The sequence below is a fragment of the Polycladomyces subterraneus genome, from assembly GCF_030433435.1.
Classification (GTDB): domain Bacteria; phylum Bacillota; class Bacilli; order Thermoactinomycetales; family JIR-001; genus Polycladomyces; species Polycladomyces subterraneus.
In genome coordinates this window covers 132,940-151,934 of the sequence record NZ_JANRHH010000029.1, presented here as the reverse complement: position 1 = coordinate 151,934, position 18,995 = coordinate 132,940, and the positions used below count along the sequence as shown (strand labels likewise).

Below are 18,995 nucleotides of genomic sequence, written 5' to 3'. Positions count from 1 at the left end.
GGATGTCAATAAGGGATGGGGCGGGCGATTTTCCCACATGTGCCCGCCCGAACCCACCAAGGCGAATCTGGAAAACGTTTGAGTAAGGTCCAGAACAGCCGCCTTCTATCTCCGCTTTGAACCTGAAGCGCACGGAAGGAAAAGTACGCTCCGCATAGAGACGTTGCCCGCAAATGAAATCGGCTCAGGTGAGAGAGGACTTTCGCCCCCCCCTCACTGTTTGCGGGCAACCTGCCCTCTTGCTCCCATTTTCGCAAGGATTAGGTTCGCTCGCAGGATTTCTACCAACGCATAATCGGACATCTCTCAGTCGACCGTGACGGCTTCCTTTGTCCCCGCGTCTTCTTCGGCACCCTGACCTTTTACATTCAATTTCAAGGAACGGTAACGGGCCATACCGGTACCCGCCGGGATCAGCTTCCCGATGATCACGTTCTCCTTCAACCCGAGCAAACGGTCCACTTTGCCCTTGATGGCCGCATCCGTCAACACGCGGGTCGTCTCTTGGAACGAAGCTGCCGACAGGAACGATTCGGTTTCCAGCGACGCTTTCGTGATCCCCAGGAGAACCGGCCGTGCAACAGCAGGTTCACCGCCGTTCAACAGCACTTTTTTGTTCGCTTCTTCGTATTCGTGCAAATCCACGTACGAACCGGGCAATAGGTCGGTGTCGCCGGCATCGGTGATGCGCACCTTGCGCAACATCTGCCTTATCATCACTTCCACGTGCTTATCGTTGATCTCCACACCTTGCATCCGGTATACCTTCTGTACCTCGGCCAGCAGGTATTCCTGCACGCCCCGCACACCACGAATCCGGAGCAGGTCTTTCGGATCAACGGATCCCTCCGTCAGCACATCGCCCGCTTGCACGGTATCGCCGACAGCCACGGAGATGCGGGAACCAAACGGCACTTGATACACTTTGGTCTCCACGTCGCCTTTGATCTCGATTTCGCGGCGATCCTTCACTTCGCGGATGTCCACGACTTCCCCGTCGATCTCGGTAATAACGGCTTGCCCTTTCGGATTGCGCGCTTCAAACAGCTCTTGAATCCGCGGCAAACCTTGGGTGATGTCGTCTCCAGCCACGCCGCCGGTGTGGAAAGTCCGCATGGTCAACTGGGTACCCGGTTCCCCGATCGACTGCGCGGCGATGATTCCGACCGCTTCGCCGATCTCCACCTGCGTGCCCAGTGCCAGGTTGCGTCCGTAACAACGTTTGCAGACGCCATGGTTGGTACGGCAGGTGAGCACCGAACGAATTTCCACTTCCTTGATACCGGCCTCAACAATCTTGTTGGCGATCACTTCGTCGATCATCTGGTTGGGTTCGACGATCACTTCGCCCGTTTCCGGATGGCGGATCGTTTTGAACGCCACCCGGCCGACGATCCGGTCGTACAGTTCCTCGATCACTTCGTTGCCTTCCTGAATCGTGCGCACGGTCAAACCTTTGTCCGTACCGCAATCCTCTTCGCGAACGATGACATCTTGCGCCACGTCGACCAAGCGGCGGGTGAGGTATCCCGAGTCTGCAGTCCGAAGCGCCGTATCCGCCAATCCTTTCCGCGCTCCGTGAGTGGAGATGAAGTACTCCAACACGGTCAATCCTTCACGGAAGTTGGATTTGATGGGCAACTCGATGATCCGACCCGACGGGTTGGCCATCAGACCCCGCATCCCGGCGAGCTGAGTAATCTGAGAGACGTTCCCCCGCGCACCCGAGTTGGCCATCATATAGATCGGGTTAAATTTGCCAAGCTTCTTCATCAAGATATTCGTGATGTCATCCTTGGCTTGGCTCCAGATCGAGATCACCCGGTTATACCGCTCTTCGTCCGTAATCAGACCGCGGCGGTACTGCTTCAACACGGCCTGTACCTTTTCTTCCGCTTCATTCAGGATATCCTGTTTCTCTTCCGGCACCACCACGTCAGACACCGCCATCGTGATCCCGGCTTTGGTCGAATATTTGAAGCCGAGCTCCTTGATATTGTCGAGGATGATCGCGGTTTGCGTGGTACCGAACCGGCGGAAGCACTCGGCGATGAGCGTGCCGAGATACCCTTTTTTCACGGCACCGGGATCCGGCAGTTGCCGGATGAACTCCGGAATGTTGACGCCTTTTTCGAAGATGAAGTACCGATCCGGCGTGCCTTTCAAGTTCGCTTTGGTCGGTTCGTTGATATACGGGAATTCTTTCGGGAAAATCTCGTTGAAAATAATCTTCCCGACCGTCGTCACCAACAAGGCGTTTTGTTGTTTTTCCGTAAAGGATGTTTTGTTCAAGCTCCGTGCCGGAATGACAATCCGCGAGTGCAGGGTGACATACCCTTGTTGATAGGCGTTGATCGCTTCACCCGGCGTGGCGAAGACGCGACCTTCGCCCTTTTCGCCCTCTTTTTCGAGAGTGAGGTAATACGACCCCAACACCATGTCCTGCGACGGCGTGACGACCGGTTTTCCGTCTTTGGGGTTCAGGATGTTCTGCGCCGCCAGCATCAGGATGCGTGCCTCCGCTTGCGCTTCCGCGGACAACGGCACGTGGACGGCCATCTGGTCCCCATCGAAGTCAGCGTTGTACGCCGTACAGACGAGCGGATGCAGTTTGATGGCGCGTCCTTCTACCAAGACCGGCTCAAACGCCTGAATTCCCAACCGGTGCAATGTCGGCGCCCGGTTCAGCAGGACGGGATGTTCTTTGATCACTTCCTCCAGAACATCCCACACTTCCGGATGCACGCGCTCCACTTTTCGTTTCGCGCTTTTGATGTTGTGAGCCAGTCCTTTGGCCACCAACTCTTTCATCACGAACGGTTTGAACAGCTCCAGTGCCATTTCCTTCGGCAGGCCGCACTGATACATTTTCAGGTTAGGCCCCACCACGATCACGGAACGGCCGGAGTAGTCCACCCGTTTACCAAGCAGGTTTTGACGGAACCGCCCTTGTTTCCCTTTCAACATGTGCGAAAGAGATTTGAGCGGCCGGTTACCGGGGCCTGTCACCGGACGACCGCGGCGTCCGTTATCGATCAGCGCATCCACAGCCTCTTGCAACATCCGCTTCTCGTTTTGCACGATGATGTCCGGAGCACCCAGGTCCAACAGCCGTTTCAGCCGGTTGTTCCGGTTGATCACGCGACGGTACAGGTCGTTCAGGTCGGACGTGGCGAAACGTCCGCCGTCCAGCTGGACCATCGGCCGCAATTCCGGCGGAATGACCGGCAACACGTCCAAGATCATCCACTCAGGCCGGTTCCCGGAGTTGCGGAACGCCTCCAGCACTTCCAACCGCTTGATCGCCCGGTTGCGGCGTTGTCCTTGCGCTGTCTGGATTTCTTCCTTCAGTGCTTCGACCTCTTTGTCCAGATCGATCTCCTGCAGGAGGCGCTTGATCGCTTCCGCCCCCATCATCGCCGTGAAGGCGTTGCCGTACTTCTCACGATATGCACGGTACTCTTTTTCGGAAAGCAATTGCTTTTTCTCCAGCGGCGTCGGTCCTGGATCCACCACCACGTAGGAGGCGAAATAGATCACTTCCTCCAGTGCGCGGGGCGACATGTCCAGCACCAACCCCATACGGCTGGGGATCCCCTTAAAGTACCAAATGTGGGAGACGGGTGCGGCGAGCTCAATGTGACCCATCCGCTCACGCCGCACTTTGGACCGCGTCACTTCCACACCGCATCGATCGCAGACGACGCCTTTATACCGGACGCGTTTGTATTTGCCGCAATGACACTCCCAGTCCTTGGTCGGACCGAAGATTTTCTCGCAGAACAACCCTTCCTTCTCGGGTTTCAGCGTCCGGTAGTTGATCGTTTCCGGCTTTTTCACCTCACCACGAGACCAGGAGCGAATTTTATCCGGAGAGGCCAGGCCGATTTTCATGAATTCAAAGTTGTTGACATCGAGCACAGGGCATTCCTCCCTCAGGATCATCCCATATCACGCCGGATTTTCTCCGCTCAAACCCACGGGATTCGGCGCGCTCACGACGACGAAGACTTCTTCTCGTCTTCCCCGCTGTCCAGATCGAATCCCAGCCTGTCGTTCGCTGGCTCGTCTTCCTCATCGATCTCCCGAATCTCGATTTCCTGCTCGTCTCCTGACAGGATCTTCACATCCATGCCGAGACTTTGCAGTTCCTTGATCAACACCTTGAACGATTCAGGCACACCGGGCTCCGGTACGTTCTCTCCCTTGACGATCGATTCGTAGGTTTTGACGCGACCAACCACGTCGTCCGATTTGACCGTCAGTATCTCTTGCAACGTGTAGGCGGCACCGTAAGCTTCGAGCGCCCACACCTCCATCTCTCCAAACCGCTGACCGCCGAACTGCGCTTTCCCGCCCAGCGGTTGTTGCGTGACCAACGAGTACGGACCGGTCGAACGCGCGTGAATCTTGTCGTCCACCATGTGGGCCAGCTTGATCATGTACATCACGCCCACGGTGACACGGTTTTCGAACGGCTCACCCGTGCGCCCGTCGTAAAGGACGGTTTTTCCGTCTTCGGGCAATCCCGCTTCTTTCAGCGTTTCGAACACATCCTGCTCCGTCGCACCGTCGAACACCGGTGTTGCCATGTGCAGGCCCATCGCTTTGGCCGCCATACCCAAGTGCACTTCCAGCACCTGACCGATGTTCATCCGGGACGGCACACCGAGCGGATTCAAAACAACTTCCACCGGGGTTCCGTCCGGCAAGAACGGCATGTCTTCCTCCGGCAGAACGCGAGCGATAACACCCTTGTTTCCGTGACGTCCCGCCATTTTGTCCCCTTCGGAAATCTTCCGCTTCTGCGCAATGTAGACGCGCACCAATTGGTTGACTCCCGGGGGCAGCTCATCGCCGTTTTCGCGAGTGAAGACCTTGACGTCAACGACGATTCCGTCCGTACCGTGCGGCACGCGCAAGGACGTATCCCGCACCTCGCGGGCCTTTTCCCCGAAGATGGCGTGAAGCAGCCGCTCTTCGGCCGTCAGTTCAGTCACACCTTTGGGTGTTACTTTACCGACAAGGATATCCCCCGCTTTGATTTCTGCTCCGATGCGGATGATGCCACGCTCATCCAAATTCTTGAGCGCATCTTCCCCGACGTTGGGGATGTCGCGGGTGATTTCCTCCGGCCCCAATTTGGTATCGCGGGCTTCACACTCGTATTCCTCAATGTGAATGGAGGTATAGACGTCCTCCTTCACTAACTTTTCGCTGAGCAAAATCGCGTCTTCGTAGTTGTACCCTTCCCATGTCATAAAGGCGACCAACACGTTGCGTCCCAACGCCAATTCCCCTTGTTCAGTGGAAGGACCATCAGCCAGCGTATCGCCTTTTTTCACGCGATCGCCCACCTTGACGATCGGGCGCTGGTTGATGCAGGTCCCTTGGTTGGAACGCTGGAACTTGATCAGTTTGTATTTGTCCAGGTCGCCTTTCACTAGCTTGCCGTCTACTTCTTCTTCGTGGCGGACCCAGATTTCGTCCGCGGTGACCCGCTCAACGACACCCGGACGCTTCGCCAGTACCATCACACCCGAGTCACGGGCAGCTTTGTATTCCATCCCCGTACCGATGAACGGCGCTTCCGGCTTCAACAGCGGCACGGCTTGACGCTGCATGTTGGATCCCATCAGCGCCCGGTTGGAGTCATCGTTCTCCAGGAACGGAATGCACGCCGTCGCGACGGAGACCACCTGTTTGGGCGATACGTCCATGAAGTCAACCCGCTCACGGGGAACGATCAAATGCTCGTCCTTGTAACGGACGATGATCTGCTCGTTGACGAAGCGCCCTTCTTCATCCAATTCCTCGTTGGCCTGTGCGATATAGTAGTTGTCCTCTTCGTCAGCCGTCAGATACACGATCTCGTCAGTCACCACGTGCGTATCGGGGTCCACTTTGCGGTAAGGCGTTTCGATAAACCCGTATTCGTTCACCCGTGCATAGGTAGACAACGAGTTGATCAGCCCGATGTTGGGACCCTCCGGCGTTTCAATCGGACACATCCGGCCGTAGTGCGAGTGGTGAACGTCCCGCACCTCGAAACCGGCACGTTCCCGGGTCAGCCCACCCGGTCCCAGCGCGGACAGACGCCGTTTGTGCGTCAGTTCGGCCAACGGGTTGGTCTGGTCCATGAATTGCGACAACTGGCTGCTGCCGAAGAATTCCTTGATCGATGCGATCACCGGACGGATGTTGATCAACGCCTGCGGTGTAATGGCATTGGCATCCTGAATCGACATCCGCTCGCGCACGACCCGTTCCATCCGGGACAAACCGATACGGAATTGGTTTTGCAACAGCTCGCCGACAGAACGCAAACGTCGGTTCCCCAAGTGGTCGATATCGTCCGTACTGCCCACACTGTGGAGCAGGTTGATAAAGTAGTTGATCGAGGCGACGATATCGGCCGGGGTAATGTGTTTCACCGACGAATCGACGTTGCCGTTGGAGATGACCTTGATCACCTTACCGTCTTCTACAGGAGAGAAGATCTTGACCGATTGCAGTCGTACAGTACCATCCTCCGGCACCCCACCGCGAACGGTATGCTCCTCCCAACCGAGACCATCTTCTTTCTCCAAAAGCGGCAGAATTTTGTTGAGCACCCGACGATCGATCACCTGCCCGGCTTCCGCGATGATCTCACCGGTTTCGGGATCGACTATCGGCTCGGCCAACCGTTGGTTGAGGAGGCGATTTTTGATATGCAGTTTCTTGTTCATCTTATAGCGACCCACACTCGCCAAATCATAGCGTTTGGGGTCGAAGAAGCGCGAATACAAGAGGCTCTTTGCGTTGTCCGCTGTCGGCGGTTCACCCGGACGCAAACGTTCGTAGATTTCGATCAGCGCTTTTTCCGTTGAACCCGTGTTGTCTTTGTCCAACGTGTTGCGCACATATTCGTCATCGCCCAAGAGATCCAAAATCTCGGCGTCGGTGCTGAAACCGAGGGCACGCAAAAGCACCGTCACAGGGATCTTCCGGGTACGGTCGATCCGAACATAGAGGATGTCTTTGGCGTCGGTTTCGTACTCGAGCCAAGCACCACGATTTGGAATAACTGTGGCGGTGTATGCAGGTTTTCCGTTTTTATCCACTTTGGTGCTATAGTAGACACTCGGCGAACGGACCAGCTGGCTAACGATGACCCGTTCGGCCCCGTTGATGATGAACGTTCCCGTTTCCGTCATCAGCGGGAAATCACCCATGAACACTTCCTGCTCCTTCACTTCGCCCGTCTCCTTGTTGATGAGACGCACTTTCACACGAAGCGGAGCGGCATAAGTAACATCCCGTTCCTTGCACTCTTCGACCGAATACTTGGGCTCACCCAGACTGTAGTCAATAAACTCCAAGACCAAGTTTCCGGTGAAATCTTCGATCGGCGAGATGTCCTGGAACATTTCGCGCAGTCCCTCTTCCAAGAACCACTGGTACGACCGTTGCTGAATCTCAATCAGGTTGGGCAGTTCCAGAACCTCGTTGATCCTCGCATAACTTCTGCGCTGTCGCCGACCATATTGGACAAGTTTGCCTGCCAAGCAAGTTCCCCCCTCGTACCCAGTCGATTGACGCGCGAATCAAACTGCAAAAAAAGAAAATGGGCGAGGACACCTCATTTTTCCAGCCACCAAGCGTCTATTTACCTATGTTAACCAATTGCTAGCGCCCTTAAACTGCTTGAAGGAAAATTTCCCTCGTACGCCTAAAAAAAGGTATACTACGCCCGACTAGTTTATTAGCATTTTATAACGATATCATAGACGGGATATTGTGTCAACACTCTCTTCCCTGTTCAGCTCGGAGAATCCAATACCCCTTTTTTTGTTTCGCCACATCCACCGATGCGAACAACCGGTTCAACTCGTCGCGCGCGGAAGCCGCCCCCTGTTTCTTGCGGATGACGACCCACAGCGTTCCGCTCGGTTTCAGATGGTCCCTCGCTTCCGCAAACAGCCGGTATACCACCTGTTTGCCAGCACGAATCGGCGGATTGATCAGCACGACATCAAAACGACGTTCCCCCGCCGCCTCGAATCCGTCACTGACGAGCGCCGTAACGCGGTCCGCCACACCGTTGATCTCCGCATTTTTTCGTGCCAGTGTCACAGCGCGGGCGTTGACATCCAACAAAACAGCCTGACTGTTCGGTACGGTCGCGACCACCGCGATGCCTATCGGTCCGTAGCCGCATCCGACGTCAGCAAACACGCTCGCTTCCGGCAACGCTGCCGTCTCAATCAACAAGCGGCTGCCGAAATCAACTCCCTTTTTGGAAAAAACACCAGCATCCGTCAGAAAACGAAATGACTGTCCCCGCAGTTCGGCGTGTATCTCCCGCACATCGTGAGCGGTATCCGGTTGTGAACTATAGTAATGTTCGGCCATGTGACGTTCCTCCTGATGAAAAAACAACCCGCCGGCCCACTTGCCGGCGGGTCAACCGGCGGGTGGTTACTTGAGTTCCACCTTCGCACCGGCTTCTTCCAGTTGGGATTTGATGTTTTCGGCTTCTTCTTTGGAGACGCCTTCTTTGACCGGGCTCGGCGCACCATCGACCAACGCTTTGGCTTCTTTCAGGCCGAGGCCGGTAATGCTGCGTACCACTTTGATAACGTTGATTTTGGAAGCACCCGCATCCGCCAGGATGACATCGAATTCGGTTTTTTCGGCAGCAGCATCCGCAGCAGCACCCGGAGCAGCAACAGCCACGGGAGCGGCAGCGGTCACGCCGAATTCTTCCTCGATCGCTTTCACCAATTCATTCAGTTCGAGCACGCTCATGCCTTTAATCGCTTCAATGATTTGCTCTTTGGTCATGCGAAACAACCTCCTTGTATCAGATCAAATGGAATTTGCAAGTGAAAATGGTTCCGGCTCATTGTGCCGGCAAACAGATTCGGTGCATCAGGCTTCCGCCGCTTCGCCCGCTTCTCCGTTTTTGTCGGCCACCGCTTTGACAGCCAGGGCAAAGTTCCGCATCGGCGCCTGCAATACGCTGAGCAACATGGACAAGAGCCCTTCGCGAGACGGCAGTTCCGCCAGCGCCTTCACTTCATCCAGGCTGACGATGCTGCCTTCTACCACGCCGCCTTTGATTTCCAGCGCTTCGTGGTCTTTGGCGAATTTGTGCAGGATCTTCGCCGGCGCTACCACATCATCGTAGCTGAATGCAATGGCGGTCGGCCCGGTCAGGGATTCGTTCAGCTCAGACAGGCCCACTTCTTCGGTCGCACGGCGGGTCAACGTGTTTTTCAACACCTTAAACTCGACGCCGGCTTCGCGCAACTGCTTCCGCAGCTCGGTCATTTCAGCGACGGTGAGACCGCGGTAATCCGTCAAAATCGTGCTTTTGCTGGTTTTCAGCTTTTCCACGATCTCCGCCACGACTTGTTTCTTCTTTTCGATCGCTTTGGACATCGTCACACCTCCTCGCAGGGATTGCAAACAAAAAAGCCTTCGCAGACACACGAAGGCCGGGAAAATCCTCTATCAATACGAATCGGAATCCCTACCTCGGCAGGATATTAAGCCGGCGGCACCTGCTGTCTACGGTAGAAGCGGGTGTTCAATTGTCAAGCAACCAAACAAACGCTTATAGCATAACCAATGGGTCCGACATTGTCAAGAACAGAACAAGTTTTTATCGGCCCATGAACCGTCCCGGGTTGATCGAGATGCCCGGTCCCATGGTGGAAGAAACGGTCACACTCTTCATGTATTGCCCTTTTGCCGCAGCCGGTTTGGCTTTGATCAGTGCTTCAGCCAGGGTTTGCAGGTTTTCCACCAGTTTCTCGACGTCAAAGGAAACCTTGCCGATCGGTGCATGAACGTTACCGGCTTTGTCGGCGCGGTATTCGATTTTACCGGCTTTGATCTCCTGAACCGCTTTGGCTACATCAAAGGTGACAGTTCCCGTTTTCGGGTTGGGCATCAAGCCTTTGGGACCCAGGATGCGGCCCAGTTTCCCGACTTGACCCATCATATCCGGGGTGGCCACCACCACGTCGAAATCGAACCAGCCTTGGCTCACTTTGTTGATCAGGTCTTCATCGCCCACATAGTCGGCACCGGCTTGTTCCGCCTCTTTGGCTTTCTCCCCTTTGGCGAAAACCAGCACCCGTTTGGTTTTTCCGGTACCATGCGGCAGAACCACGGCTCCGCGCACTTGTTGGTCCGCGCGTTTGGTGTCGATCCCCAGACGGAACGCCGCTTCCACCGTCTCATCGAATTTGGCCGAAGCCAGCTCTTTTACCAGTTGGAGCGCTTCGGTCGGATCGTATTGCTTTTCCCGGTCTACTTTTTTAATTGCTTCGAGATACTTTTTCCCATGCTTAGCCACGGTTGCTTCCTCCTTTCGTGGTCATAACGGATAATCCTCCCACTTGCAGCCATCACCCGTGGCGGCGACAACTGCGACAGATCCTCTATCCGATCAGTCTACGATTTCAATTCCCATGCTGCGGGCGGTACCTTCTACCATGCGCATCGCCGCTTCCACCGAAGCCGCGTTCAGATCAGGCATTTTCAGCTCGGCGATTTCGCGCACTTTGTCCCGCGTCACTTTGGCCACTTTCTTTTTATTCGGCTCACCGGAACCGGACTCTATGCCGGCCGCTTTTTTGAGCAACACGGCCGCCGGCGGGGTTTTGGTGATGAAGGTGAACGAACGGTCTTCATACACCGTGATCTCAACCGGAATGATCAGCCCCGCTTGGTCTGCGGTACGCGCGTTGAACTCTTTGCAGAATCCCATGATGTTGACCCCGGCTTGACCCAGCGCAGGACCGACCGGCGGCGCCGGGTTGGCTTTACCAGCGGGGATTTGCAGCTTGACCACTTTGATGACTTTTTTGGCCACGCCAACCAACCTCCTTACAAAAATGTGGTTCTTTCGGGTCGCACCCTCCCACGGAAAAAAGGTTCGCCCATCAACGGACGACCCCCGAACCCCCGAAGGGGATCCCAAAACATATACACTTTAACACAAACAGGTACCCGAGGGGAAGATGTGATCGCTTCAAATTTTCTCCACTTGGGCAAAGTCCAGCTCCACCGGAGTTTCGCGCCCAAACATGTTGACAAGCACTTTCAGCTTGCCCCGGCTCGCATCCACCTCTTCGATGGTTCCGACAAAATTCGCGAAAGGTCCTTCCTTGACTTTGACGTTATCATGGACGGCAAAGTCCACTTTGGGACGCGCCTCTTCCATCCCCATTTGACGCAGAATCGCATGCACTTCTTCCGGCATAAGGGGAGTGGGCTTGGAACCGGCTCCGGATGATCCGACGAACCCCGTGACTCCCGGCGTGTTGCGCACGACATACCAAGAGTCGTCCGTCATGATCATCTCCACAAGGACATATCCCGGAAAAACCTTGCGCTGGACGGTTTTCTTCTTGCCGTCCTTGTGCTCGATCTCTTCTTCAGTCGGAACGAGAACGCGGAAAATCTTGTCCTCCATATCCATCGAGCGCACGCGCTTTTCCAGGTTGGTTTTCACTTTGTTTTCGTAGCCGGAATAAGTGTGAACAACATACCAATTCTTCTCCATGATTCAGGGCCGAATCGCACCCTGTCCCCCCCTTATGGCGTAATTTCGACGACGCCGTCTCACCTTGTGAGCAATTCCAGCAAATGACCAATCACAAAGTCTACAGCCGCAAAGAAGAGGGTGAGAATCGTCACTGTCACGATGACGACCGTCGTATAGCTGATCAACTCTTGCCGGTTGGGCCAGCGCACCTTTTTCAGCTCGGCGATCCCGCTCCGGAAAAACTGGGCGGTGCCGGATATGCTTTTGGAAATACCGGAGCCGAGGCGACCTAGCAAACCCATGAGCGTCCCCCCAAATGTTTAAGCGATCAATCATTATTTGGTCTCGCGATGCACCTTGTGAGCGTTGCAGCGGGGGCAGTGTTTCCGGAACTCAAGACGATCCGGGTGTTTCCGCTTATTTTTGCTAGTGGTGTAGTTACGCTCCCCACACTCGGTGCAAGCCAACGTGATCGTGACCCGCATGTGACACACCTCCTTGCTTATGCCGACGGCCAAAACGGCCATAATGTACCGGAATATAACATACCCTATCCACTTTAGCACAAGGCCTGACGGGTGTCAAACAGGTCCCACTTGTTTCTCTCATTATAGACAAAATAAGTAAAAGCCAAAACTGGCGCTGTCTATAACCCATCTTCTAGGTTTCGTCTGATATGATCTGTCTCGATTCCCCGCTTGTTGCCTAAAAAAAGACCCCGCGTCTGTCGACGGGGTTTTACAATTTTTTTACACAGTCAAGAGGATTTTGGGGGTTTCTGTCGAATAACTACCACATGACATCGCACTTCCCGCAAGGGGGGCGGGAAGCGGCGGTTCAGCGTTACAGGGTGACTTCGCGTACTTCCAGGTATCGTTCCAGTTTGCGTTTGACGCGTTGCAAGGCATTGTCGATTGACTTGACGTGTCGATTCAAGTCAACCGCGATTTCCTGATACGAGCGGCCGTCCAGGTAGAGCATCAATACCTGCCGTTCCAATTCACTCAGGATTTGTGACATTTTATCCTCTATGTCATCGTATTCTTCCTGGTTGATGTACAACTCCTCCGGATCGGACACCCGGCCGCCGGTCAGGATATCCATGAGCGTTCTGTCCGAGTCTTCGTCATAGATGGGCTTGTCCAACGACACATAAGAGTTCAGCGGAATGTGTTTCTGACGCGTCGCCGTCTTGATGGCCGTGATTATCTGCCGCGTGATGCACAGTTCCGCAAACGCCTTGAACGAGGCAAGCTTGTCCCCGCGAAAGTCGCGAATCGCTTTGTAAAGGCCAATCATCCCTTCCTGCACGATGTCCTCATGATCGGCGCCGATCAAAAAGTATGAGCGCGCCTTGGCACGGACGAAATTTTTATACTTGTGGATCAAATACTCCAACGCCCCACTGTCCCCCATCCGCACACCGTCCACCAGCTGTTCATCGGTCATCGTTTCATAGTTCACCGTGTCCCGTACACTGGTTTGAAGGTTTGCGCTCACTCTCATCCCTCCGACCACGTTTGCTGGAAAGCCCAGGGTAAACTTATTATATCTGACTTGCAACAAAAACGTCAAATTTTCCCCTATTTTTTCCTTCTCCAACCTTCTAATTTGCGCCATATTTCCGCCTTTAGCCCCTGTCCCAGCGTGGGCCTTTTGAGAGGGTGCCGTTCCTGCATTTCCCGGGTCGCCTCCTGCTTGGCACTTCTCATCTCGCGCAACAGTTCACGTGCACTGATTCGATACGCCCCTTGTCCGAAGATCAGGCGTTGTTCCAGGTAGTCGGACGTGGCCACATAGATTCGTCGATGTTCTCCACTCAATTTGCGCACCAGTTTTTCGATACATTCATCCGCCGTCTCATGCTGTTTGGTGTAATGAATGGTGATTTTCTGCTCCAACAGCTTGGCACCCGCTCCCGGAACCCGATGCGCATCAAAAACCAGGACAACTTTTCTCCCCGACAGCGACTGATATTCGGACAACGCACGTACAAGCCTGTCTCGCGCCTCTTCCAGGGAATCGCCCAACCATTCCACGTCGGGCTGGGCGCCAATCACATTGTAACCGTCGACTATCAGCCACTCTTCCATGCTGTTCCCCCGCTATCGGCGCCGTGTGCGAAATACCTCGTACATCATCAAACCGGCAGCGACTGACGCATTGAGAGAAGCCACCCGCCCGGCCATCGGCAACTGCACCAGGTAATCGCATTTCTCTTTCATCAATCGGCTAATCCCTTGTCCCTCATTCCCTATAACGAGCGCGACGGGAACAGTGTAGTCAATCTCGTCGAAAGAATGCGCTGCCGAGGCGTCCGCACCCACAATCCACAATCCTGCTTCCTTCAGCTCTTCCACCATCCGGTTCAGATTGGTGACGCGGGCCACTGGTACATACTCGATCGCGCCGGCAGACGTTTTGGCCACCACCTTCGTAAGCCCGACCGCTCGCCGTTTGGGTATGATCACGCCATGGACGCCGGCCGCATCCGCCGTGCGCAAAATAGAGCCCAGGTTGTGGGGATCTTCGATGCCGTCCAACAACACAAAAAACGGGGGTTCATTACGGGATTGCGCACGCTCGAACAGCTCATCCACCGATGCGTAACGATAAGCGGTTACCAGAGCGAGTACCCCCTGATGATGACCACCGTCCGCCAATTGGTCCAATCGGTTCCGAGGCGCATGCTGAACGGGAATCCCCCGTTCCTTTGCCACGCGGATCAGGGACTGGACACCCTTGCCTGCGCCTTCGGCGATTAGCACTTTTTCTATCTCCCTGCCCGCTTTCAGTGCTTCATGCACGGATTGCCTCCCCATAATCCATTCTGTCTTCATCGTTCTCGCCTTCTTCCGTGTTTTGAAAGAATTGACCAAGGTGAACCATTTTCCCTCGCTCAAGAGAAAACGGTCACCCGGTTCTTGGTTCGTCGAATGACTAAGTGAATGGCCAATGAGTTTTGTCAGTCAGGTTTTCGCTGGCATGATTAACGTTGCAGCTTGATGGATTCACCAGACACGACTAGTCGGATGAACCATCCACATCCGATTGGGACATTTGGAACATCCGCTCCATCATCTCGGTCAACCGACCGATCTGTCCGGTGAGATACCAATAACCGACCAATGCTTCCAGTCCGGTACTCATACGGTATTGGGATACCGATGCCCGTTTGGGCACCCGTCCACTTTTCACATTGCGACCCCTGCGCCATACGGCCAACTCCTCTTCGGTCAGCATCGGTTCCCAATCGTGAAATGCCGCTGCTTGTGCCCCGGCCGATACATATCGTATCGCCGCTTGCTGCAGTTCCTGAGGCTTGACGATACCTTCAGTCAACAAATGATAACGGACATACAACTCATAAACGGCATCGCCCACATAGGCGAGCACCAACGGATTGAGCTGTTCGGGGGAACGGGGGAGCGGACGCCGGGTCATTCCAACCGAAAGTCCGCTCATTTTCTCCGCCACCGGACACCCTGCGGCGTATCTTCCAACAGGATCCCCATCGCAGCCAGCTGGTCGCGAATTGCGTCAGCCCGCGCAAAATCGCGGCGTTTTCTCGCCTTTTGGCGTTCTTCGATCAGGGCTTCGATTTCCCGATCCAATGTGTCTTCCCCCTCCAGCTCGATCAAGCCCAAAATCTCTCCCCCGAACGTGGTCATCCACTCCTTCAATGCTTCCAGTGTTCCCAGCGTCACAACCGGTTGGGCCACCGTCTCGTTCACCAGTTTGACTGCTTCAAACAACACACTTAGCGCATTGGCGGTGTTCATGTCGTCGTCCATAGCCGCCTCAAATTGCGCTGTCAACGTATTCAGCTGTTCCTTCACCGCAGGATCGGCGGACCCTTCCGTCGCCGCGGTCATTCGGTGTCGCAAGTTGAACCAGGCGTTGTCAATCCGTTCCAATCCGTTTTTCAGCTGATCTATCACTTCTTCACTGAACTGGATTGGGTTGCGGTAATGAGCCGAGATCAGGAAATAGCGGATCACCCGTGCCGGATATCGTTTCCGCAAATCATAAACCGTGACGATGTTTCCGAGCGACTTGGACATTTTTTCGCCGCCCATGTTGATAAACTCATTGTGCATCCAATAGCGGGCAAACGGTTTTCCCGTCAGCGCCTCGCTCTGCGCGATTTCGTTTTCGTGGTGCGGAAAACACAAGTCCTTGCCGCCGGCGTGGATATCGAGCGTTTCACCCAAATATTTGCGAGACATGACCGAGCACTCGATATGCCACCCGGGCCGTCCTTCTCCCCATGGACTATCCCATTTGATCTCACCTGGTTTGGCTTTTTTCCACAGGGCAAAATCAAGCGGGTGTTCCTTGCGCTCGTTCACCTCGATCCGCGCGCCCGCTTTCAGGTCGGCGATCGCCTGGTGAGACAATTTGCCGTAATCATCCTTCTTCAGCGCACGATAGTACACATCCCCGTCCCGTTCATAGGCCCAGCCCTTGTCGATCAATTCGCGAATCGCCTCAATCATATCCGGGATGTGTTCTGTCGCACGCGGATGCACATCCGCTCGGCGAACACCCAACGCATCCATATCTTCGAAATAGGCGCGGATGTAGCGCTCAGCAACCTCCGGAACGGTCGTTCCCTCTTCATTGGCCGTTCGAATCAGCTTGTCGTCCACATCGGTGAAGTTTTGCACGTACTTTACGTCATAGCCTTTGTATTGCAGGTAACGCCGTACCACATCGAAAAAAACGAACACCCGGGCGTTGCCGATGTGAATATAGTTGTAAACGGTCGGCCCGCACACGTACATGTTCACTTTGCCGGGCTGGACCGTCTCCAACGGTTCTTTTTTTCTAGTCAGCGTGTTGTATATTTGCACCGACATCGTGTTTATCTCCTCCTTCAGCTTCCCGCCCCTTTTTCAAGGCGTCCAATTCTTGACGCAGACGACGTATTTCCTCCTGCATCGAGCGAATCATATCCGCGACCGGATCAGGCAAATTGACGTGATCCAAATCGTTTGGAACCCGCTTGCCATTTTGGACGACGACGCGTCCGGGGACGCCCACGACGGTGGAATGGGGAGGCACTTCTCGCAACACGACCGAACCCGCTCCGATTTTGGAGCAGCGTCCAATCCGCATGGAACCCAATACTTTGGCTCCGGATGCGATCAACACGTGATCCTCGATCGTGGGATGGCGTTTTCCCTTTTCCTTGCCGGTCCCCCCCAATGTCACCCCTTGATAAATGGTGACGTAATCGCCGATTTCACACGTTTCACCGATCACGACACCCATGCCGTGATCAATGAACAACCCTTTACCGATTTTGGCGCCGGGATGGATTTCGATGCCTGTCAGAAAGCGGTTGAACTGCGAAATGATTCTCGCCAACAAAAACCATTTTCGCTTATAGAGTGCATGCGCGATCCGATGCATCCAAATCGCATGCAAACCGGAGTAAGTCAACACAACCTCCAGTGTGCTGCGCGCAGCCGGATCCCTGTCAAACACGGCTTGGATATCCGCCCGGATGACTTCCCGCATATCTTTCCAACGTTGAATCCAAGACATCTTGTTCCACCCCCTAAATAAAAAAGTCTCCGCAGCATGCGCTGCAGAGACGGTGTTTTTCCGCGGTTCCACTCTGCTTGGACGAATCCCGACCGGGATTCATCCCCCTCTGGTCCGTTAACGGCGGAAAGCCGGTCGCGCCTACTCCTCTCAGATCGAGTTTCAGGCAACAGCTCACGGGTGCATTTCCCGCGCGCTGTTCGCAGGACGCTTCCAGCCTCGGCGTCCCTCTCTGGAGCGAACCAGACATCGCGGTACTCTCCCGTTCATCGCTTTTATTATCATCATTTTCCTGGATGGAACCCTTTTCATATCCTTAAGAAGCTGATGATGGCCTATTCGTGTTTAGTTTAACACAGAGTGGTCCCACTGACGAGTGAAAGAAAACCTGTCCTGCGATCAGAAAAAGCAACCTGCTTTTCATTATCATATCCGATTTTCCATGAAGTGTTGCAGACGGGTGCGAACCGTTTCCGGACCGAGCAGCGACAAGGTTTCTCGCAGATCCGGGCCGTGCACTTCTCCTGTCACCGCGGCACGGATCGGCATGAACAGCTGCTTCCCTTTATAACCCGTCTCTTTTTGCACTTGTTTCAGCATCGCCTTGATGTCGTCCGGCGTCATCGCGTCTACATCCCCCAACTGTTTCAGGAACGCTTCGACCACTTCCGGAACGTGTTCTTGGGCGAGCACTTCTTTGGCCTCATCGGAATACGTTACCTCGGAGCGGAAGAACATCTCCGACAATTCCACGATTTGCGCCACGTAGTCCAACTGTTCCTGATACAATCCGACCAACCGCGTTACCCACGCCCGTTTTTCCTCGTCGAGCGGCAAGGTGATGCGCCCGGCTTTTTCCAGGTGCGGCAGGGCCAGCTCCGTGATTCGTTCAACCGGCGCCTGTTTGATGTAATGATTGTTCATCCATTTTAGTTTGCCGGTATCAAACACAGCTGGCGCTTTGGAGACACGATCCAGGGAAAAGCGCTCAATCAGCTCTTCCTTGCTGAAAATCTCTTCTTCCCCTTCCGGAGCCCAACCGAGCAAAACGATGAAGTTAATCAGGGCTTCGGGCAAATAGCCCAGTTCGCGGTATTGGTCGATAAACTGAATGATCGACTCGTCCCGTTTGCTCATCTTCTTGCCTTCCGGATTGAGGATCAGCGACACGTGAGCGAATTTCGGAGGTGTGAAGCCCATCGCCTCATACAACAAAATCTGCCGTGGCGTGTTGGACAAGTGCTCCTCTCCCCGTACCACATGGGTAATCTCCATCAGCGCGTCATCCACAGTCACGGCGAAGTTGTAGGTTGGCCGCCCGTCAGGACGCACCAGGATAAAATCTCCGATCCCGTCAGATTCAAATTGCACCCTGCCGCGCACTTCATCCTCCACGGTGATCGTGCGCCCTTCGGGTACGCGGAAACGAATACTGGGCTTACGCCCTTCCGCTTCCAGTTTGGCTCGTTCTTCCGGCGTGAGATGACGGCAACGGCCGGAGTATTTGGGTGCGACGCCGCGGGCCAGCTGAGCTTCCCGATCCCGCTCAAGCTCCTCCGGTGTGCAGTAGCAGGGATAGGCGTGCCCTTCCTCCAACAGCTTATCCAGATACCGCTTGTAGATGTCCAACCGTTCCATCGAGCGGTATGGGCCGTAAGGTCCCCCCACGTCGACACTCTCATCCCAGTCAATACCGAGCCATTTCAATCCCGCCAACTGTTTTTCCTCGGCGTCGGCCACGTTCCGTTCCACATCGGTGTCCTCAATGCGAACGATAAAGGAACCACCGTGTTTTTTCGCATATAAATAACTGAACAGAGCCGTTCGCGCCCCACCGATGTGCAAATGGCCCGTCGGGCTGGGCGCGTAACGCGTGCGTACCGTTTTTGCCATCTCG

The 18,995-nt window shown here is 54.8% G+C and carries 17 protein-coding genes and 2 other annotated features; all 17 genes read right to left on the bottom strand.

Going from position 1 to position 18,995, the window contains the following annotated elements; genetic code table 11:
* Positions 1-306: 306 nt before the first annotated feature.
* The 17 genes from rpoC to gltX all read right to left on the bottom strand — a co-directional run bounded on the left by rpoC (position 307) and on the right by gltX (position 18,991).
* The gene (rpoC, locus tag NWF35_RS06630) at positions 307-3,921 is read right to left on the bottom strand and encodes a DNA-directed RNA polymerase subunit beta' (RefSeq protein ID WP_301238292.1); all 3,615 of its coding nucleotides are present in this window, start codon (positions 3,919-3,921) and stop codon (positions 307-309) included.
* A gap of 74 nt (positions 3,922-3,995) precedes the next feature.
* Entirely contained in the window at positions 3,996-7,550 is a 3,555-nt protein-coding gene (rpoB, locus tag NWF35_RS06625) for a DNA-directed RNA polymerase subunit beta (protein WP_301238291.1), read from the bottom strand.
* A 235-nt stretch (positions 7,551-7,785) separates the two neighbouring features.
* Complete coding sequence (locus NWF35_RS06620; protein WP_301238290.1) at positions 7,786-8,397, bottom strand: class I SAM-dependent methyltransferase; 612 nt, start codon at positions 8,395-8,397, stop codon at positions 7,786-7,788.
* 66 nt (positions 8,398-8,463) lie between these two features.
* On the bottom strand, positions 8,464-8,829 hold the full coding sequence (gene rplL, locus NWF35_RS06615; protein ID WP_301238289.1) for a 50S ribosomal protein L7/L12: 366 nt from the start codon (positions 8,827-8,829) through the stop codon (positions 8,464-8,466).
* Positions 8,830-8,916: 87 nt separating this feature from the next.
* On the bottom strand, positions 8,917-9,429 hold the full coding sequence (rplJ, locus tag NWF35_RS06610; protein WP_301238288.1) for a 50S ribosomal protein L10: 513 nt from the start codon (positions 9,427-9,429) through the stop codon (positions 8,917-8,919).
* A gap of 20 nt (positions 9,430-9,449) precedes the next feature.
* Positions 9,450-9,582: a sequence feature (ribosomal protein L10 leader region), on the bottom strand.
* 70 nt (positions 9,583-9,652) lie between these two features.
* Complete coding sequence (gene rplA / locus NWF35_RS06605) at positions 9,653-10,351, bottom strand: 50S ribosomal protein L1 (protein ID WP_301238287.1); 699 nt, start codon at positions 10,349-10,351, stop codon at positions 9,653-9,655.
* 93 nt (positions 10,352-10,444) lie between these two features.
* Positions 10,445-10,870: a 50S ribosomal protein L11 gene (gene rplK, locus NWF35_RS06600; protein ID WP_205494106.1), complete on the bottom strand. Its 426-nt coding sequence runs from the start codon at positions 10,868-10,870 to the stop codon at positions 10,445-10,447.
* 159 nt (positions 10,871-11,029) lie between these two features.
* Entirely contained in the window at positions 11,030-11,563 is a 534-nt protein-coding gene (gene nusG / locus NWF35_RS06595) for a transcription termination/antitermination protein NusG (protein ID WP_301238286.1), read from the bottom strand.
* A 59-nt stretch (positions 11,564-11,622) separates the two neighbouring features.
* Complete coding sequence (secE, locus tag NWF35_RS06590) at positions 11,623-11,847, bottom strand: preprotein translocase subunit SecE (protein ID WP_301238285.1); 225 nt, start codon at positions 11,845-11,847, stop codon at positions 11,623-11,625.
* Positions 11,848-11,880: 33 nt separating this feature from the next.
* Positions 11,881-12,030 carry a 50S ribosomal protein L33 gene (rpmG, locus tag NWF35_RS06585; RefSeq protein WP_301238284.1) on the bottom strand — a complete coding sequence of 50 codons (150 nt, stop codon included), beginning with the start codon at positions 12,028-12,030 and terminating at the stop codon, positions 11,881-11,883.
* A gap of 358 nt (positions 12,031-12,388) precedes the next feature.
* Positions 12,389-13,051: an RNA polymerase sporulation sigma factor SigH gene (gene sigH, locus NWF35_RS06580; RefSeq protein ID WP_212773773.1), complete on the bottom strand. Its 663-nt coding sequence runs from the start codon at positions 13,049-13,051 to the stop codon at positions 12,389-12,391.
* Between the two features lie 77 nt (positions 13,052-13,128).
* Positions 13,129-13,638: an NYN domain-containing protein gene (locus NWF35_RS06575; RefSeq protein ID WP_301238283.1), complete on the bottom strand. Its 510-nt coding sequence runs from the start codon at positions 13,636-13,638 to the stop codon at positions 13,129-13,131.
* A gap of 12 nt (positions 13,639-13,650) precedes the next feature.
* The gene (rlmB, locus tag NWF35_RS06570; protein ID WP_301238282.1) at positions 13,651-14,385 is read right to left on the bottom strand and encodes a 23S rRNA (guanosine(2251)-2'-O)-methyltransferase RlmB; all 735 of its coding nucleotides are present in this window, start codon (positions 14,383-14,385) and stop codon (positions 13,651-13,653) included.
* 184 nt (positions 14,386-14,569) lie between these two features.
* Positions 14,570-15,010, bottom strand: coding sequence for a Mini-ribonuclease 3 (locus tag NWF35_RS06565; RefSeq protein WP_301238281.1), 441 nt, complete (start codon positions 15,008-15,010; stop codon positions 14,570-14,572).
* Positions 15,007-16,407: a cysteine--tRNA ligase gene (cysS, locus tag NWF35_RS06560; RefSeq protein WP_301238280.1), complete on the bottom strand. Its 1,401-nt coding sequence runs from the start codon at positions 16,405-16,407 to the stop codon at positions 15,007-15,009. The genes NWF35_RS06565 and cysS overlap by 4 nt, the downstream gene beginning before the upstream one ends.
* The gene (gene cysE / locus NWF35_RS06555; protein ID WP_301238279.1) at positions 16,376-17,098 is read right to left on the bottom strand and encodes a serine O-acetyltransferase; all 723 of its coding nucleotides are present in this window, start codon (positions 17,096-17,098) and stop codon (positions 16,376-16,378) included. Before cysE ends, cysS begins: the two co-directional genes overlap by 32 nt.
* A gap of 42 nt (positions 17,099-17,140) precedes the next feature.
* Positions 17,141-17,377: a binding site (T-box leader), on the bottom strand.
* Positions 17,378-17,524: 147 nt separating this feature from the next.
* The gene (gene gltX / locus NWF35_RS06550) at positions 17,525-18,991 is read right to left on the bottom strand and encodes a glutamate--tRNA ligase (RefSeq protein ID WP_301238278.1); all 1,467 of its coding nucleotides are present in this window, start codon (positions 18,989-18,991) and stop codon (positions 17,525-17,527) included.
* Between the last annotated feature and the right edge of the window lie 4 nt (positions 18,992-18,995).

Coding starts and splice junctions, on each gene's coding strand:
- NWF35_RS06620 (WP_301238290.1), bottom strand. CDS start 8,397: ATGGCCGAACATTACTATAGTTCACAACCGGATACCGCTCACGATGTG.
- rplL (WP_301238289.1), bottom strand. CDS start 8,829: ATGACCAAAGAGCAAATCATTGAAGCGATTAAAGGCATGAGCGTGCTC.
- rplJ (WP_301238288.1), bottom strand. CDS start 9,429: ATGTCCAAAGCGATCGAAAAGAAGAAACAAGTCGTGGCGGAGATCGTG.
- nusG (WP_301238286.1), bottom strand. CDS start 11,563: ATGGAGAAGAATTGGTATGTTGTTCACACTTATTCCGGCTACGAAAAC.
- secE (WP_301238285.1), bottom strand. CDS start 11,847: ATGGGTTTGCTAGGTCGCCTCGGCTCCGGTATTTCCAAAAGCATATCC.
- rpmG (WP_301238284.1), bottom strand. CDS start 12,030: ATGCGGGTCACGATCACGTTGGCTTGCACCGAGTGTGGGGAGCGTAAC.
- sigH (WP_212773773.1), bottom strand. CDS start 13,051: ATGAGAGTGAGCGCAAACCTTCAAACCAGTGTACGGGACACGGTGAAC.
- NWF35_RS06575 (WP_301238283.1), bottom strand. CDS start 13,638: ATGGAAGAGTGGCTGATAGTCGACGGTTACAATGTGATTGGCGCCCAG.
- rlmB (WP_301238282.1), bottom strand. CDS start 14,385: ATGAAGACAGAATGGATTATGGGGAGGCAATCCGTGCATGAAGCACTG.
- NWF35_RS06565 (WP_301238281.1), bottom strand. CDS start 15,010: ATGAGCGGACTTTCGGTTGGAATGACCCGGCGTCCGCTCCCCCGTTCC.
- cysS (WP_301238280.1), bottom strand. CDS start 16,407: ATGTCGGTGCAAATATACAACACGCTGACTAGAAAAAAAGAACCGTTG.
- cysE (WP_301238279.1), bottom strand. CDS start 17,098: ATGTCTTGGATTCAACGTTGGAAAGATATGCGGGAAGTCATCCGGGCG.
- gltX (WP_301238278.1), bottom strand. CDS start 18,991: ATGGCAAAAACGGTACGCACGCGTTACGCGCCCAGCCCGACGGGCCAT.